The following is a 15,742-nucleotide window of genomic DNA, read 5'->3' as shown; positions in this document are numbered from 1 at the left end:
ACAGGAAACAGAAGACGCAAAAGATGTCTTGAGACATTTTTCCTTTCCCCGGAAAAGGGAAGGAACGGGATTTCATCCCGCCGAGGAAAACATTTCATAAAACCTTATCGCCATGAGTAAAAGAACGATTAGAAACACTTCCTACGAGGGGGAGCGCCCCCTCTTCGCCTCCCGCCATTTGAGGCTTGAAAACGTTACGATTCTTCCCGGAGAGTCCGCCCTGAAGGAATGCTCCGGCGTGGAGGCCGTCCAGTGCGAGTTCAACGGCAAGTACCCTTTCTGGCATAATGACGGCTTTCTGATTGAAAACTGCCTGTTCAGGGAGGGAGCCCGCGCCGCCATCTGGTATTCCCGCAACCTGCACATGAAGGATACCCGTGTGGAAGCCCCCAAAATGTTCCGCGACATGGAGGGAATGGTATTGGAGAACGTGATCCTGACGGATGCGCAGGAATGCTGCTGGCATTGCCGCAACGCGGATCTGCGGCACGTGGAGGCGGACAGGGGGGACTACTTCTTCATGCACGGGGCGGACATCCGCATAGACGGCTTCCGGCTGAACGGGAATTACTCCTTCCAGTATTGCAGGAACGTGGTCATCCGCCATGCGGAAATTCATTCCAAGGACGCCTTCTGGAACACGGAAAACGTCATCGTGTATGATTCCGTGCTGGACGGGGAGTACCTGGGCTGGCACTCCAAAAACCTGCGGCTGGTCAACTGCCGGATTTCAGGAACCCAGCCCCTCTGTTATGCGGAAAACCTGGTTCTGGAGAACTGCACGTTTGCGGAGGATGCGGACTTGTGCTTTGAATATTCCTCCGTCCAGGCCGGCATCAAGGGAGTTGTCCCCAGCGTGAGGAACCCGCGCAGCGGCCGGATTGTGGCGGACGGGTACGGGGAAATCATCCTGGACGCCCACTGCAAGGCTCCGGGGAACTGCTCCATTGAAACGAGAAACGTCCAGCCGGGGGAGGCCGCATGAAGTACGATTTTGATACCGTCATACCGCGCCGGGGAACGAATTCCTACAAATGGGATTCCGTTCCCCAGGCGGATATCCTGCCCATGTGGGTGGCGGACATGGACTTCCGCACGGCTCCCGCCGTCACGGAGGCCCTGAAGAGAAGGGCGGCCCACGGCATTTTCGGCTACACGCGGGTTCCCTCCGCCTATTACGAGGCGGTCACGGACTGGTTTGAACGCCGCCACGGCTGGAAGATCAATCCGGACTGGATCATTTACACGACCGGAGTGGTGCCCGCCCTCTCCGCCGTCATCAAGGCCCTGGCGGAGCCGGGAGACAAGGTGCTTGTCCAGACGCCGGTGTACAATTGTTTCTTCTCCTCCATCCGCAATGACGGATGCGTGGCGGAGTACAACCACCTGCGGTACGAGGACGGGGTTTACACGATTGACTTTGAAGACCTGGAACGCAAGGCGGCCGATCCTTTCGTGAAGCTCATGCTTCTGTGCAATCCCCACAATCCGGCGGGGCGCGTATGGTCGCGGGAGGAACTGGAGAAAATCGCGGACATCTGCCTGAGAAACGGCGTTTTTGTGGTGGCGGATGAAATCCACTGCGAGCTGGTTTATCCGGGCTACCGCTACACGCCTTTCGCCTCCCTTTCGGAGGAAGCCCTCCTCCATTCCGTCACCTGCATTTCCCCCAGCAAGGCGTTCAATTTGGCCGGGATTCAGATAGCCAACATCGTCGCGGCGGATGAAGAAGTGCGGAAAAGGATAGACAGGGCCATCAACGTCAATGAAGTGTGCGACGTCAACTCCTTCGCCGTGGACGCCCTGGTCGCGGCGTACGGGGAGGGGGAGGAATGGCTGGAGGAATTGAAGCGTTACCTGTACGGGAATTACGAGACGGTCCGGGAGTTTTTCCGGGAGCGCCTGCCGCAGTTCCATGTTCTGCCGCTGGAAGGGACATACCTGGTCTGGATAGACTGTTCCGTGCTGGGCATTTCTTCCGAAGAAGCCGCCGGAAAGCTGATGGAGGAAGGCCGCGTCATGGTCAACAGCGGGGAAATGTACGGAGAAACGGAGGGATGCTTCATCCGCCTCAACATCGCCTGCCCCAGGGAACTGCTGCTCCGGGGGCTGGAAGGAATTTTCAAAACCTTCGGCGATGCTGAACGCGGAGGCGGTCCCATGCGCTCTTAAAGACAGGAAGAGAAAAGACCATCAACAATCAGCAATCAATTCATCATGAAAGATACGATCACAAGAAGGTCATGGCTTAAATCCTCCGGCGCGGCGCTGGCCTCCCTGGCGGCGGCCGGCATTCTGCCGGAATCCGCCCACGGAAGCTCCACACCGGCCGGGGCGTCAAAAGTCCTGATGACCAAAAAGATAACCCCGGAAAGCCTCGTGAAGATTTACGAGGCCCTGGGACGTCCGGCTTCCGGAAGGGTGGCCGTCAAAATCAGCACGGGAGAGCCCGGAGGACACAACTTCCTCCAGCCGTCGCTCATCGGGGACCTGGTGCGCAAAGTAAACGGCACCATCGTGGAGTGCAACACGGCCTACGGCGGCAAACGTTCCAGCACGGAGGCCCACATGCAGGCCGCCAAGGACCACGGGTTCCTTGACATCGCCAAGGTGGACATCATGGATGCCGAGGGAGAGTTCCACCTTCCGGTGAAGGACAAGAAGCACCTCCAGTACGACATCGTCGGGGACCATCTGAAAAACTATGATTTCATGATCAACCTGGCCCATTTCAAGGGGCATGCGATGGGCGGCTTCGGCGGCGTGCTCAAGAACCAGTCCATCGGCGTGGCTTCCGCCGCCGGCAAGGCGTACATCCATTCGGCAGGGAAAACGCAGGACGTTTCCAAGGTATGGAGCAATCTGGGCGAGCAGGACGCCTTTCTGGAATCCATGGCCGCGTCCGCCCAGGCGGTCGCGGACTACTTCGGGGACAAGATACTTTACATCAATGTCATGAACAATCTGTCCATCGACTGCGACTGCGACGCCCACCCCCATGACCCAGAAATGAAGGACATCGGCATTCTGGCGTCGCTTGATCCGGTTGCCCTGGACCAGGCAAGCCTGGATCTGGTGCATGCCGTCCAGCCGTCGGAAGGCAACAACAGCAAGCCCCTGATTGAGCGCATTAAAAGCCGCAACGGCCAGCATACGGTGGACCATGCCGAGCGGATCGGCATGGGCAGCAAAAAGTATGAACTGGTTGAACTGCAACTGTAAAAACGCGTTTTACATAAAAAGGCCGCGCAGAACGGCCTCCTGACAAGAGAATTCACAGAAAGCATATGATGGCAGAAATCATCCTGAATAACGGAGTAGCCATGCCCGTTCTGGGCTTTGGCGTTTACCAGATACCGGACGCCGCCGAATGCGAACGCTGCGTGCTGGACGCGATTGAGGTCGGCTACCGTTCCATTGACACGGCGCAGGCCTACCGCAATGAGGAAGCCGTGGGCCGTGCGGCGGAAAAGAGCGGCGTACCCCGCGGGGAACTGTTCATCACCACCAAGGTATGGATTTCCAACGGAGGTTATGAAAAGGCGAAGGCTTCCATCGAGGAATCCCTGAACAAGCTGCGCACGGACTATCTGGACCTGCTGCTCATCCACCAGCCCTTCAACGACTATTACGGGACCTACCGGGCCATGGAGGAGGCGTACCGCGCCGGAAAAATCCGCGCCCTCGGCGTCAGCAACTTCTATCCGGCCCGCTTTATCGATCTGGCGGAATTCTGCGAGGTCAAGCCGGCCGTCAACCAGATGGAAACGCATGTCTTCCACCAGCAGGTCCAGATACGGGAGGTCATGAAGAAGTACGGCACCCGCCTGGAATCCTGGGGGCCCTTTGCCGAAGGGCGCAACGGATTTTTCGACAATGAAGTGCTGAAAGCCGTCGGCGCGCAGTATGGCAGGACGGCGGCCCAGGTCGCCCTCCGCTTCCTGGTCCAGCAGGGCATCATTGCCATTCCCAAATCCACCCACCGGGAGAGAATGGTGGAAAATTTCAATATCTTTGACTTTGAACTCTCCCCGCAAGACATGGAAGCCATCGCCGGGCTGGACAGAGGAGAAAGCCTCTTCTTTTCCCATGAAGACCCCGCAACGGTGGAATTCCTGATCAATTACGGAAAATGAAAGGATGAGGCGCATTCCGGCAGGGAAAAGGAACGGCCCGGACAAAAAGGCCCATCCACGGGGAAGGCATGAAAAGCTCTCCGGGAACTCCCGCCCCTGAAGGTGCAGGGATCTCCACAAGTCCCTGTGCCGCTTCCCGTTCTTGCGGGGTGCGGCGGAATGCAGTAACATGAATGGAACAAACACATGATCTTGATTTTTGAAGCATTGCTTGCGGGTTACATTTTCTGGCGGGCCATCCTGCCGCTGCGCCTGCATTGGGGATGGAAGGCGGCGCTTTCAGCGCTGCTGGCCGTGGCGGCGTTCAAATTCCACCTTCTGCACTTTTTCGGCGGCCCCATGTTTTTCTCCCCGGTTCTGCCGGAGTGGCTGCTGCTCGCCGCCGCGTGGCTGTTTTCCGTCCTGTTCCTGTTCTTCTTCCTGCTGCTGGCCGCCGACATCATGGGCGGACTGTACCGCCTGGTGCTGTTCTGCCTCCGGAAAAAAAGGTCGGAGCGCTTCCGCACCATCGTCAACAGGGTGAACCTGGGTTTGCTGGTTCTTTCCGCCGTGCTCGCAACCGTGGGCGTCATCGGCGGGACCACCGTGCCGGGTGTGCGGGAAGAAACGATTACAGTCGGCCATCTGCCGGAAGAGGCGGACGGCATGACGATTGCGCTGCTGGCGGACCTCCACGCGGACGGCATCACGCGCGCCGACCGCATTCGCAGGATCGTGCAGCGCACGAACTCGCTGAATCCCGACCTTGTCGTGATTGCCGGGGACTTCGTGGACGGCACGGTTCCGGTGCACGGAGAGGACCTGCGTCCTCTTGCGGACCTGGAAGCCAGGTACGGCGTGTTCGGCGTTCCGGGCAACCACGAATATTATTCCGGCTATGAGGAATGGATGGAATTTCTTCCGACGCTCGGCGTCCGGATGCTTCCCAACGAACATGTCCTGACGGGCGGCGGAAACGTCGTTCTGGCGGGAGTGACGGACCCCGTGGCCGGAATGACGGGCAGGGAAGAGCCGGATATCGGCAGAGCGCTGGAAGGAGCGCCGCCGGGGAAGGTCCGGATTCTCGCCTCCCACCAGCCGCGCCTTGCCCGTGAGGCGGAGCGGCAGGGCGTGGACCTCCAGCTCTCCGGCCATACGCACGGCGGCATGATCACCGGAATTGACCGGCTGGTGGCGCGGTTCAATGACGGCTTTGTTTCCGGACCGTACCGGGTGGGTTCCATGAAACTGTACGTTTCCAACGGGGCGGGGATATGGAACGGTTTTCCGGTCCGCATCGGCGTTCCCGCGGAAATCGTCCTGATCCGCCTGAAAAGGGAATGACGGCCGGGCACGTGTAAGCCGGGAGATTCTTCCGGGAGGACGGTGAAAGTCCCCGGAACAGCTTGTTCAGGAGCGCCGGGGCTCATGCCCCGCCGTTCGGCACGGAGCATCTGATTTCATAATGCGGGTGTGAAAAATAGTAATGGTCCGGGAACAGCTCCGTTTCCATCACAATCCGGTCGTATTCCCGGCTGAACAGGTCCGGGAACAGGAAGGCGGCCTGTTCAATGTCGCTGTGGTCCGTTTTCATGCAGACGCAGGAGAGTTCCGGCAGATGAATGATTTCCTCCGGAAGCGGCTCGCGGGACTGCTCCATGTCCACCTCAATGTAAAGGAAGCGTTCCGTGACGCCGCCGCGGCTCATCATCAGGATGCCCGCTTCCGATCCTGTTTTCAGTCCGCGGCGGCTGATGTCCTCCAGCGCGCGGTTGAATTTCAGGTGGTATTCCGTGCTGCGCTGCCTTCCGCGGTAGGGAAGAGCCCAGCAGTATTTTTCCGGAATTGCCAGCTTGATGGGGCCGTTGTGGAACCGGTAGTTCTCCGCGTGGCGGATGTGTTTCTGCATCTCGTCCAGGATGTGCAGCTTGGTATTGATGGCACGGATCTTTTCATCCGCCAGCATGGACCCGTACGCGATGAGCTTGCCGTAGCGGATGCTCTTCTTATCTTCCGTCAGGAATTCCGTAAACCGGTTCAGCGGAATATCCAGCTCCACGCACAACTGGATGGCCTCCACGAGCTGGATTTGGGAGAAATCGTAATAGCGGTACCCTGTTTCCGTGTCCACATGGGCTGGCGGCAGAATGCCTATTTTGTCGTAGTAACGGAGGGATTTGATGTGGACCCCGGTCTGTTTGGAGATGTTTCCGATGGTCAGCAAATGTTTTTTGTCCATGTATGGCAGAAATAGTTTAAAAGGGGGAGAAAGTACCCGGCATGAATGTTATGGAGAAATATAATAAATTATTAAACAGTCGTTTATATAATTCCCTAGTTACCGTTTTTATAAAGATTAGGCTTCAGAATCCCTTCCTGCGCAAAGGGAAAAATTTGCATTGCGGAATTTCGTGTTGACCCTCCTATTATGGGAGGGTTTATAGCATAGACCTCACTGCATGATCCATGGAAAAAGAGTGCATGACAAATGTCCTTTTTCCGGCATGTTCAACCTTGTTTGCCAAATGAAATCCCAATTTGTTTTCTCTTTACTTCTTGCCGCGGGGCCGCTCCTCTCTTCCTGCCGGGACGACGGTAGCGCGCAGGACTCCATGATGATGCCGGAGCCTGAAGTGACGGTGACGACGGTGCGCGGGGAGGAAATCCCCGTCACCTCCAATCTGCCCGGCCGCATGGAGGCTTTCCTTCAGGCGGAGGTGCGCGCACGCGTCACCGGCATCATTCAGGAACGCTTTTACCAGGAAGGGCAGAACGTCAAACAGGGCGACCTGCTGTTCAAGATTGAACCGGAGCCGCTTCAGGCGGCGCTGGACGAGTGCAAGGCCGCCCTGGACCGCGCGCAGGCCGTACTGACGGATGCGCAGGACAAGGCCAAAAGGTATTCCGCCCTGGTTTCCAAGGGGGCCGTGAGCGGCCGGGAGCACACGCAGTCCGTGGCGGAGGAAGCCCGCGCCCGTGCGGAATACGCCGCGGCGAAGGCCGCCCTGGAACGGGCCCGGCTGGACCTGGAATACACCAATGTGACGGCTCCCATTTCCGGGCGGGTGCGCCGCGCCCTGGTCACCAAGGGGGCGCTGGTGGACCAGAACGGGTTCACCCACCTGACCACGGTGGAGCAGATAGACCCCATCTACGTCCGTTTCAGTTCCCCCGCCTCCCAGCGCAGCAGACTCCGCAGGGCCATTCTTTCCGGCCTGTGGAAGGAAATACCGCTGGAAGAAATCAAGGTCCGGCTGTTGCTCCCCAACGGAGAGGAATACCCGCATAAGGGCCATTTCTTCTTCTCGGACATGGCGGTGGACCCCGGCACGGACACCATTGAAATGAGGGCGCAGTTCCCCAACCCGGACCACGAACTGCTTCCCGGAAGCTACGTGCGCGTGGTCTTTGACAAGGCCGTCCGCAACCATGTCTTTTCCGTGCCGAGGGATTCCGTAATGCGCACGGCGCAGGGCGCCTCCGTCCTGGTCGTCGGGAAGGACGGCATTCTGGAAAACCGCCCGGTGACGACGGAAACCATGAATGAAAAGAGATGGCTGGTCACCTCCGGCCTGAAGGACGGGGACAGGGTGGTCACCAGCAAGACAATGTTCCTCCGGCCCGGAATGAAAGTGAGCGTGAAGGAAGAGGCCGCTCCCCTGGAAAACTCCAACTGAACGCCAGACCATGCCTGACTTTTTCATCAACCGTCCCATTTTCGCGTGGGTGGTGGCCCTGCTGATCTCCCTGGTCGGCCTGCTGGCCATTCCCATGCTGCCCGTGGCGCAGTACCCGGACATCGCTCCGCCCGTCATCACCATCCGCACCACTTATCCGGGGGCCTCCGCCCAGATTACGGAGGAGGCCGTCACCGCCGTCATTGAAAAGGAAATCAACGGCGCGCCGGGCCTGCTGTACATGTCCGCCACCAGCGACTCCAACGGCATGGTGGAAATAGCCGTCACCTTCCAGCAGGGGACGGACCCGGACATTGCCGCCGTGGAAGTCCAGAACCGCCTGAAAATCGTGGAATCCCGCCTGCCGGAATCCGTACGCAGGGAAGGCGTGTTCGTGGAAAAATCCTCCAACAATATCCAGGCCGTCATTTCCCTGTCCTCCGACGGGGAGCTGGACGGCACGGAACTGGGGGAACTGGCCTCCGCCCGCCTCATTCCGGAATTGAAGCGCGTGAAGGGCGTGGGCCGCGTGGAACTGTTCGGGGCGGAAATGTCCATGCGCATCTGGCCGGATCCGGAAAAGCTGGAAGCCCTCCGGCTCACGCCCACGGACATCGTCAGCGCCGTGGCTTCCCAGAGCGAGCGCATCATCATCGGGGACATCGGCGGCGCGGCGGTCTCCAAAAACGCGCCGATCAACGCCAGCGTAGTGGCCAGCGAGGAATTGCACACGCCGGAGGACTTCGAAGCCATTGCGCTGAGAACGCTCCCGGACGGCTCCTCCGTCAAGCTGGGGGACGTGGCGCGCGTGGAGCTGGGCGCCAACAATTACTCCTTCTTCTCCCGGTGCAACGGACTGGCCGCCACCGGCATGGCCATCAAGATGGCCCCCGGCTCCAACGCCGTGGAAACCATGGGGCTGCTGAGGGACAAGATGGACGAACTGTCCAAGGATTTTCCTCCCGGCGTTTCCTACCAAATCCCGTATGAGACCACCCACTTTGTGGAAATCTCCATCCGGAAGGTGGTCTCCACGCTACTGGAAGCCATCGGCCTGGTGTTCCTGGTCATGTTCCTGTTCCTCCAGAACTTCCGGGCCACGCTGATTCCGACGCTCGTCGTTCCCGTGGCCCTGCTGGGAACCTTCGCCGTCATGTGGATTTCCGGATTCTCCGTCAACATGCTCACCATGTTCGGCATGGTGCTCAGCATCGGCATCCTGGTGGACGACGCCATCGTCGTCGTGGAAAACGTGGAGCGCATCATGCAGGAGGAGGGGCTGGACGCCCGGCAGGCCACCGTCAAGGCCATGAAGCAGATCGGGGGCGCCATCGTGGGCATTACCGCGGTGCTGGTGTCCGTGTTCATCCCGATGGCCTTCTTCAGCGGAGCCGTGGGCAACATCTACCGCCAGTTCTCCGTGACCCTGATCGTTTCCATCTCCTTCTCCGCGTTCCTGGCCCTTTCCCTGACGCCCGCGCTCTGCGCCGCCATGCTGAAGCCCTCTTCCGTGGAGCACCAGGACAAGAGGGGCTTCTTCGGCTGGTTCAACAGGACGATCAACCGCTCTACGGAACGCTACGGAAAAACCGTTTCCGGCATCATCCGGCGCCCCGTCCGCTCCCTCTTCGTGTACGTCCTCGTCATTGCCGGGGCGGGGTACCTGTACCTCACGCTGCCCTCCTCCTTCCTTCCGGAGGAAGACCAGGGGAGCTGCATGGTGCTTGTCTCCCTGCCGCCCGGCACCCTCCAGGAGGAGACGGGCGCCCGCCTGCGCGACGTGGAAGACTACCTGATGAAGAACGAACCGGTGAAACACGTCTATTCCGTGGGCGGCTTCAGCTTCTTCGGCAGCGGGACGAACATGGCCATGCTCTTCGTCGGCCTGAAGGACTGGAGCGAACGCACGGACCCGGCCCTGGGCGTCGGTGAAATTGTCAACCGGATCAACGACCGCTTCATGAGCGACCCCCAGATGTTTGTCCTGGCCATGAACGTGCCGGCCCTGCCGGAACTGGGGAACTCCTCCGGATTCGACTTCCGGCTCCAGGACCACGGCGGCATCGGCTACGAACGCCTGGTGGAAGCCCGCGAGGAATTGCTCAGCCGGGCCGCTGCGGACTCCAGCCTGGCGGACGTCCACTTCATGGGCCAGGCGGACACGCCGCGCCTGGGCGTCTCCATTGACCGGGACAAGGCCTTTTCCATGGGCGTGCCCATGACGGAAATCAGCAACTCCCTGGCGGTCATGTTCGGCTCCAGCTATGTGGGGGACTTCATGCACGGCAGCCAGGTGCGCCGCATCATCATCCAGGCGGACGGGAAGAGCCGCCTGAGCGGGGATGACATTGAGGACCTGCACGTGCGCAACGAATCGGGCAGCCTCCTGCCGCTCTCCTCCTTCGTCGATCTGGAATGGACGGCCGGACCGCCGCAGCTCACCCGGTACAACAACTATCCCTCCTTCACCATCAACGGCTCTGCCGCTCCCGGCAAGAGCAGCGGGGACGCCATGAAGACCATGGAGCGGATTGCTTCCTCCCTGCCGCCGGGGATCGGCTTTGAATGGACGGGGCAGTCCTATGAAGAACAGCAGGCCGGCTCCCAGGCCTCCCTCCTGTTCGGGCTCTCCATCCTGATCGTGTTCCTGGTGCTGGCCGCGCTGTATGAAAGCTGGTCCATCCCCTTTGCCGTCATCCTGGTGGTGCCGCTGGGGCTGATCGGGGCGCTCCTGGCCGTCTTCCTGAGGGACATGCCCAACGACATCTACTTCAAGGTGGGTCTCATCACCACCATCGGCCTTTCCGCCAAGAATGCCATTCTGATTGTGGAAGTGGCCAAGGAGCTGTACCGCGACGGCATGGGCGTGATGGAAGCCACGGTGACGGCGGCCAAGCTGCGCCTGCGCCCCATCCTGATGACCTCCCTGGCGTTCGGCGCGGGCGTCATTCCGCTTGCCTTTGCGCGCGGTGCGGGCGCCGGAGCGCAGCAGGCCGTGGGAACGGGCGTGCTGGGCGGCATCATCACCGCCACGGTGCTGGCCATTTTCCTGGTTCCCCTCTTCTTCCGGCTGACGGCCGGGAAAAGAAAGAAGGTGTAAATCCGCCGGAGAATTTCCGGTGCAACGGGGCTGTTCCGCTGATGGGCGGGGCAGCCCCGTTGAATATCTCCCGTCCCGGATTTTGCGGAACCCGGTCATCCTTCATGATTCGTGAGGCTGGAAAAAGTTTTTGGAGTGCCGGATTTTTCTCCTGCCTGGGCGGAACGAACGACATTTGATGTTGATAAAGAGGGATCGGAGCTGCGGGAACGTGCTGAAAACGGCATGCTGCCGATTCCCCCTTATCCGGGGTTGAAGTTTGACTTATTGTTTAAAATATGGTCCCATCAAGCGAAATTTCAACTCAATCCCAAAAGAAAACTGCGATTTATGGATTTTATGACTGTAAAAGGCCTGGGATGGCTGACTCTCGGCGGAGTGGTAAGCTTTTCTTTTTTCCATGTAGATCATCTTTTTCATATAGAACATTTGAGTTGGAATGGGACTCCGGGGTCTCCTCCTCCATTCCAGGGGCCCGTGGCAGGTGCGCCAGGGCCTCAACCAACTGAAACCGTTTTTCCCGTTGCCGATCTTTCCCGAGACAGGGAAAAGAAAGTACTTGAGCTGGTTGAAAATCATTGCCGTTTCACGAACATCGGAAATGTAGAGGGACAGATGGCATGTTTCGGGGACCGCATTTTTAAGTATTTTGATAAAGGGCAGGTAGGCAAGTCTTTTATCATGAAAGATATAAAAAACCATACCCGCCCTTATGAAATTTTTGCCACGGATTTGTTGGATGTGAAGGCAAACAAGGCGGAAGGCAACAATTTATTTGATTATGAGGCGGTGGCAAAAATCCGTCTCACCCTTAAAAAAAGAGCGGGGCAGGTGAGGACGCAAATAATCACGAATTTTTACGGACTCAAGTTCCAGGGGGACAAACCTGAAATAGTTTATATTGATCGGATAAAGGAATAGGGCCCTCCCCGGATTCTCCCTATTCCCGCGCCTTTCCTTTTCCAAATTGGAGATAAGTGAAAGGTGCTGAAGCCGCTTGCCTTCCCAAATGACCGGAAGTCATGAACGGATCAAAATAGCGTACCTAGCGTACCGGATGTGCACTGATGGCAAACAGCATGCGGTCCCAGCATCGTCGCGTCATGCGGGGCGTGGAATTTTTTCTGCCCGGCAGAAAGCCGTTGATCTTCATGAATGTGGGCGCCTCATGCCGGAATGAGGAGCATGGGGATTTTCCTTTGATGGGGCAATATTCCATCTTTGCCGGAAAAGCTGGAGAAAAAGTTTTTCATGGAATCCTGTTGACTTACAGTAACTGTAACCTTTAAACAGGAAACAAGGGGAAGCGCCGGAGTACGGCCTTCCCCGGATGAACCGGCCCGGTACGGACCGGTGCACAGGTCAACCATTCACCGGAACACCAGACATGAAGAGCAAATCAATCATAGCCGCCGTGGCGGCGTCACTCCTGACCGGGCTGGGATGTTCAGCCCAGGAACAACCCAAAGTTTCCACGGAGCCGTCCAGGATTCTCATCGCCTATTATTCCTGGGGCGGCAACACGAAGTACGCGGCCGCCCAGATCCGGAAGGAAACGGGGGGAGCCTTGTTTGAAATCAAGCCTGTCAAGCCTTATCCCGCCGATTACCGGGAATGCACCGTGCAGGCCAAGAAAGAGATTCAGGAAGGAGCCAGGCCGGAATTGAGCGCCCGGGTGGAGGACATCGGGAAGTACGACGTCGTGTTCATCGGGAGTCCCAACTGGTGGAGCACGATCGCCCCTCCCGTTTCCTCCTTTTTGGCGGGGCATGATCTCTCCGGAAAGACGGTGATTCCCTTTGTGACGCACGGGGGCGGCGGCATGGCGCGCTGCGCGGACGCGGTCCGCAAGCTGTGCCCGAAGTCCGCCGTCCTCAAGGGCGGCGCCTTTGCCGGCGACGGAATCAGAACGTCCCGGGCCGCCCTGGCCAAGTGGGTCAATGACACAATCACCATCAACAAATAATGCGCCTGATGAAACGAATCCTTCTGGGAACGGCCTGTTCCCTCCTTTTCCTGATGAACCACACGGAAGCACAGACCATGAACAACAGTACGGAAGCCCTGTCGCCAAAGGAACGGCAGATTGCCGCCATCAGCGCCCATACCGCCCGCGGCGATATGGACGGACTCAAAACCGCCCTGGCAGCGGGGCTGGACGCCGGGCTCAGCCTGAACGAGATCAGGGAAGTTCTCGTCCAGATGTATGCCTATTGCGGTTTCCCCCGCAGCCTGAACGCCCTGAGCTCCCTGATGGAGCTGTCCAAGGAGCGCGCCGCGCGCGGCATCAACGACAGGGAGGGCGCGGAAGCCGGAGCCCCTCCGGCCGGCAGGAGCATCGACTTCGGCACGGAGAACCAGACAAAACTCTGCGGCGCTCCGGTCAAGGGCGAGCTTTTCCAGTTTGCCCCGGCCATTGACGAGTTTCTGAAAGCCCACCTCTTCGGCGACATCTTCGGGCGCGACAATCTTGACTGGAAAACCCGGGAGCTTGCCACCATTGCGGCCCTGGCCGCCATGAAGGGCACGGAAAGCCAGCTGAACTCCCACATCCGCATCGGCAAACACAACGGCCTGACGGACGAACAGGTGGACACCATCCTGAATATTTCCGGCTCTGCCGGAAGGGACGACCCCTTCCCGAAGGGCAATCCCGCCCCCGCCAATTTCACCGGGAAGGCCTGGGTAGCCATGATGGTGGACAACAGGGACTACGACATGTCCGCCTACAACGTCACCTTTGCCCCCGGCACGCGCAACAACTGGCACAGCCATTCCGTGGGGCAGGTGCTATTCTGCACGGAGGGCACGGGCTATTACCAGGAGCGCGGCAGGAAGGCCCGCCGCCTGGAGCCCGGCAGCGTGGTGGAAATCCCGGCAAATACGGAGCACTGGCACGGAGCGGCTCCGGACAGCGAATTCGTCCACATCGGCATTACTCCTAAAGCCGCTTCCAACAAAACCGTCTGGGGAGGCCCCGTGACGGATAAGGAATACGCGGAGGCCACCGGAGGGAAATAGCAGCGCCCGGAACAGAAAACGGATCATGACAAAGAGGGGGATGTCTTCCCCCTCTTTTTTGTAATAGGACCATCCATGATGAATAGTTCAAGCAGCATCTCGCGCAGAGCGAGCCTGAAACAGATGGGCATGGCCGCCGCCGGAGCCGGGCTGGGGCTGGGCTTTGCATCCGCCGCGGAAACCGTTCCCGCCGCCTCCGGAAAAAAGCTGAAAGTGGCGCTCGTCAACGGAAGCCCGCATGAACACGGGTGTACCTATACGGCGCTGAAGGAAGTTGCGGGAACGCTGGAGGGCTGCGGCGTGGAAACGGAAATTTTCTGGATAGGCAGCCACCCGGTAGCCGGGTGCATCGCCTGCGGGGAATGCCGGAAAACGGGCAAGTGCTTCCGGAATGACTGCGTGAACCTGTTCCTTGAAAAAGTTCCGGGATGCGACGGCTTCGTGTTTGGCTCCCCCGTTCACTTCGCTTCAGCGGCGGGGGACATGAGCTCCTTCCTGGACCGGGTATTTTATATCGCCTCGGCCCGGTTCAGGGGCAAGCCCGGCGCGGCGGTCACCAGTTGCCGCAGGGCGGGGAGCACCGCCACGCTTGACCAGTTGAACAAATACCTGCTGTTCAGCTCCATGCCCATCGTCTCCTCCCAATACTGGAACATGGTTCACGGGAACACGCCGGACGAAGTCCGCAAGGACCTGGAAGGCCTGCAAATCATGAGGACGCTGGGCCGGAACATGGCCTGGCTGCTGAAAAGCATTGAAGCGGGAAAGCTGGCGGGAGTGCCCCTTCCGGAGGAAGAACCGCGCGTGGGGACCAATTTTATCCGGTAACCGCGTTCAGTCCTCCGGCGTGATGTTCGGTTCGTTCGCGCGGGCGTGGTTCAGGGGATTGCAGCTGTCCGGCCTGCGGTTTTCCAGCAGGTCCTGATAGAATTTCTTCTTGTATTTCAGCACTTCCATCTGCTTTTTCAGCACGCGGAGCTGGTTCCTGAGGCTCTTTTCCTGCTTGAAGATGAGTTCCGCCCGTTCCGGAATGGTGGAATCCCCTTCCTGGCACAGGTCGATGTAGTGCTTGACCTCCTCAATGGGAAGCCCCGTCATGCGGAGGCAGTGAACCAGGCGCAGCCAGCCCAGGGTGTATTCGGAAAACATGCGGGCGTTTCCGCCGCTGCGGTCCACGTCGGGAATCAGCCCCACGTTCTCATAATAACGGATGGTGTAGGCGGACATTTCCATCATGTCCGCCACTTGCTTGACCGTATATTTGGGGGTGCGGTCGTGGGAGGCCCTGTAAGTGCCCAGTTTGGGCTTTTGCTTGATCATCGTCTTGGGGAATAGTTACAGTTACTCTAATATTCCGGAGAAGATGGAAAGGCAAGCATTTACCATGGCGCATGACGAAAGGGGATTCCCGGAACAGGAACGAGAAGGAGAAAGGGTAGATTGCAAGCATGCCGGAACAGGGGGGAAGGGCGCCTTTCCGGAATAATCCTCCGACAAAAAAGGCCGCCCCGTGGGGGACGGCCTTTTCCGTGAAAACCGGAAGGAAATTATATTTCCGTTACACCCTGCGGCGGCGCATCATCAGTGCGGCCAGACCCAGAAGACTCAGGGAAGCCGCTGCGGGTTCCGGAACGGCCAGCGTACCTTCCAGGGAAATATCGCGGATGGTTCCGCTGTTGCCGCCGGTGCCCCCCGAACTGCCGATGACGGTGTAAACCTTGCCGTTGCCGTTTGCCTTCATGGCCGCGAGCTGTTCGTCGGTCACATCGTAGGAGACGTTCCATTCGGAGGCGTTGTTGCCCCTGCTTCCCCTGCAGAGTTCCACCAGG

At 58.9% G+C, this 15,742-nt stretch carries 14 protein-coding genes; 11 read left to right on the top strand and 3 right to left on the bottom strand.

Annotated features, from left to right (window positions below; genetic code table 11):
- Nucleotides 1-112: 112 nt before the first annotated feature.
- From HMPREF3039_RS11410 to HMPREF3039_RS11390, 5 genes are all read left to right on the top strand, one after another.
- On the top strand, nucleotides 113-985 hold the full coding sequence (locus HMPREF3039_RS11410) for a DUF3737 family protein (RefSeq protein WP_067574159.1): 873 nt from the start codon (nucleotides 113-115) through the stop codon (nucleotides 983-985).
- Entirely contained in the window at nucleotides 982-2,172 is a 1,191-nt protein-coding gene (locus HMPREF3039_RS11405) for a MalY/PatB family protein (protein WP_067574161.1), read from the top strand. Before HMPREF3039_RS11410 ends, HMPREF3039_RS11405 begins: the two co-directional genes overlap by 4 nt.
- A gap of 45 nt (nucleotides 2,173-2,217) precedes the next feature.
- A complete protein-coding gene (locus HMPREF3039_RS11400) occupies nucleotides 2,218-3,222 on the top strand; it encodes a DUF362 domain-containing protein (RefSeq protein WP_067574163.1) in 1,005 nt (334 codons plus the stop codon).
- Nucleotides 3,223-3,290: 68 nt separating this feature from the next.
- Nucleotides 3,291-4,136, top strand: coding sequence for an aldo/keto reductase (locus tag HMPREF3039_RS11395; RefSeq protein ID WP_067574180.1), 846 nt, complete (start codon nucleotides 3,291-3,293; stop codon nucleotides 4,134-4,136).
- Nucleotides 4,137-4,322: 186 nt separating this feature from the next.
- Complete coding sequence (locus HMPREF3039_RS11390) at nucleotides 4,323-5,459, top strand: metallophosphoesterase (protein WP_067574165.1); 1,137 nt, start codon at nucleotides 4,323-4,325, stop codon at nucleotides 5,457-5,459.
- Between the two features lie 82 nt (nucleotides 5,460-5,541).
- Here the strand turns inward: HMPREF3039_RS11390 and HMPREF3039_RS11385 are convergent, their stop codons facing one another.
- Nucleotides 5,542-6,354: a MerR family transcriptional regulator gene (locus HMPREF3039_RS11385; protein WP_067574168.1), complete on the bottom strand. Its 813-nt coding sequence runs from the start codon at nucleotides 6,352-6,354 to the stop codon at nucleotides 5,542-5,544.
- Nucleotides 6,355-6,640: 286 nt separating this feature from the next.
- Between HMPREF3039_RS11385 and HMPREF3039_RS11380 the strand changes: the two genes are divergently transcribed.
- The 6 genes from HMPREF3039_RS11380 to HMPREF3039_RS11350 all read left to right on the top strand — a co-directional run bounded on the left by HMPREF3039_RS11380 (nucleotide 6,641) and on the right by HMPREF3039_RS11350 (nucleotide 14,741).
- Nucleotides 6,641-7,792 carry an efflux RND transporter periplasmic adaptor subunit gene (locus HMPREF3039_RS11380; protein ID WP_067574181.1) on the top strand — a complete coding sequence of 384 codons (1,152 nt, stop codon included), beginning with the start codon at nucleotides 6,641-6,643 and terminating at the stop codon, nucleotides 7,790-7,792.
- Nucleotides 7,793-7,802: 10 nt separating this feature from the next.
- Nucleotides 7,803-10,892, top strand: coding sequence for a multidrug efflux RND transporter permease subunit (locus HMPREF3039_RS11375; RefSeq protein WP_067574170.1), 3,090 nt, complete (start codon nucleotides 7,803-7,805; stop codon nucleotides 10,890-10,892).
- A gap of 111 nt (nucleotides 10,893-11,003) precedes the next feature.
- Entirely contained in the window at nucleotides 11,004-11,813 is an 810-nt protein-coding gene (locus HMPREF3039_RS13905) for a hypothetical protein (protein ID WP_147550095.1), read from the top strand.
- A 466-nt stretch (nucleotides 11,814-12,279) separates the two neighbouring features.
- Nucleotides 12,280-12,858, top strand: coding sequence for a flavodoxin (locus tag HMPREF3039_RS11360; protein WP_082770247.1), 579 nt, complete (start codon nucleotides 12,280-12,282; stop codon nucleotides 12,856-12,858).
- Between the two features lie 8 nt (nucleotides 12,859-12,866).
- A complete protein-coding gene (locus tag HMPREF3039_RS11355) occupies nucleotides 12,867-13,913 on the top strand; it encodes a carboxymuconolactone decarboxylase family protein (RefSeq protein WP_147550092.1) in 1,047 nt (348 codons plus the stop codon).
- 207 nt (nucleotides 13,914-14,120) lie between these two features.
- Nucleotides 14,121-14,741 carry an NAD(P)H-dependent oxidoreductase gene (locus HMPREF3039_RS11350; protein WP_067574185.1) on the top strand — a complete coding sequence of 207 codons (621 nt, stop codon included), beginning with the start codon at nucleotides 14,121-14,123 and terminating at the stop codon, nucleotides 14,739-14,741.
- 6 nt (nucleotides 14,742-14,747) lie between these two features.
- Here HMPREF3039_RS11350 and HMPREF3039_RS11345 read toward each other — a convergent pair whose 3' ends face one another.
- Together HMPREF3039_RS11345 and HMPREF3039_RS11340 are read right to left on the bottom strand one after the other, a co-directional pair.
- The gene (locus HMPREF3039_RS11345; protein ID WP_067574178.1) at nucleotides 14,748-15,233 is read right to left on the bottom strand and encodes a MerR family transcriptional regulator; all 486 of its coding nucleotides are present in this window, start codon (nucleotides 15,231-15,233) and stop codon (nucleotides 14,748-14,750) included.
- A gap of 238 nt (nucleotides 15,234-15,471) precedes the next feature.
- The coding region (locus tag HMPREF3039_RS11340) for a PEP-CTERM sorting domain-containing protein (protein ID WP_147550089.1) at nucleotides 15,472-15,742 on the bottom strand (271 nt) is incomplete at its 5' end.

The sequence above is a fragment of the Akkermansia sp. KLE1798 genome, assembly GCF_001580195.1.
Taxonomy (GTDB): domain Bacteria; phylum Verrucomicrobiota; class Verrucomicrobiia; order Verrucomicrobiales; family Akkermansiaceae; genus Akkermansia; species Akkermansia biwaensis.
The sequence above is the reverse complement of the archived record's forward strand: the minus strand, read 5'-3'. Positions and strand labels throughout refer to the sequence as shown.

Coding starts and splice junctions, on each gene's coding strand:
- HMPREF3039_RS11380 (WP_067574181.1), top strand. CDS start 6,641: ATGAAATCCCAATTTGTTTTCTCTTTACTTCTTGCCGCGGGGCCGCTC.
- HMPREF3039_RS11395 (WP_067574180.1), top strand. CDS start 3,291: ATGGCAGAAATCATCCTGAATAACGGAGTAGCCATGCCCGTTCTGGGC.
- HMPREF3039_RS11385 (WP_067574168.1), bottom strand. CDS start 6,354: ATGGACAAAAAACATTTGCTGACCATCGGAAACATCTCCAAACAGACC.
- HMPREF3039_RS11400 (WP_067574163.1), top strand. CDS start 2,218: ATGAAAGATACGATCACAAGAAGGTCATGGCTTAAATCCTCCGGCGCG.
- HMPREF3039_RS11390 (WP_067574165.1), top strand. CDS start 4,323: ATGATCTTGATTTTTGAAGCATTGCTTGCGGGTTACATTTTCTGGCGG.
- HMPREF3039_RS11410 (WP_067574159.1), top strand. CDS start 113: ATGAGTAAAAGAACGATTAGAAACACTTCCTACGAGGGGGAGCGCCCC.
- HMPREF3039_RS11345 (WP_067574178.1), bottom strand. CDS start 15,233: ATGATCAAGCAAAAGCCCAAACTGGGCACTTACAGGGCCTCCCACGAC.
- HMPREF3039_RS11375 (WP_067574170.1), top strand. CDS start 7,803: ATGCCTGACTTTTTCATCAACCGTCCCATTTTCGCGTGGGTGGTGGCC.
- HMPREF3039_RS11360 (WP_082770247.1), top strand. CDS start 12,280: ATGAAGAGCAAATCAATCATAGCCGCCGTGGCGGCGTCACTCCTGACC.
- HMPREF3039_RS11405 (WP_067574161.1), top strand. CDS start 982: ATGAAGTACGATTTTGATACCGTCATACCGCGCCGGGGAACGAATTCC.
- HMPREF3039_RS11355 (WP_147550092.1), top strand. CDS start 12,867: ATGAAACGAATCCTTCTGGGAACGGCCTGTTCCCTCCTTTTCCTGATG.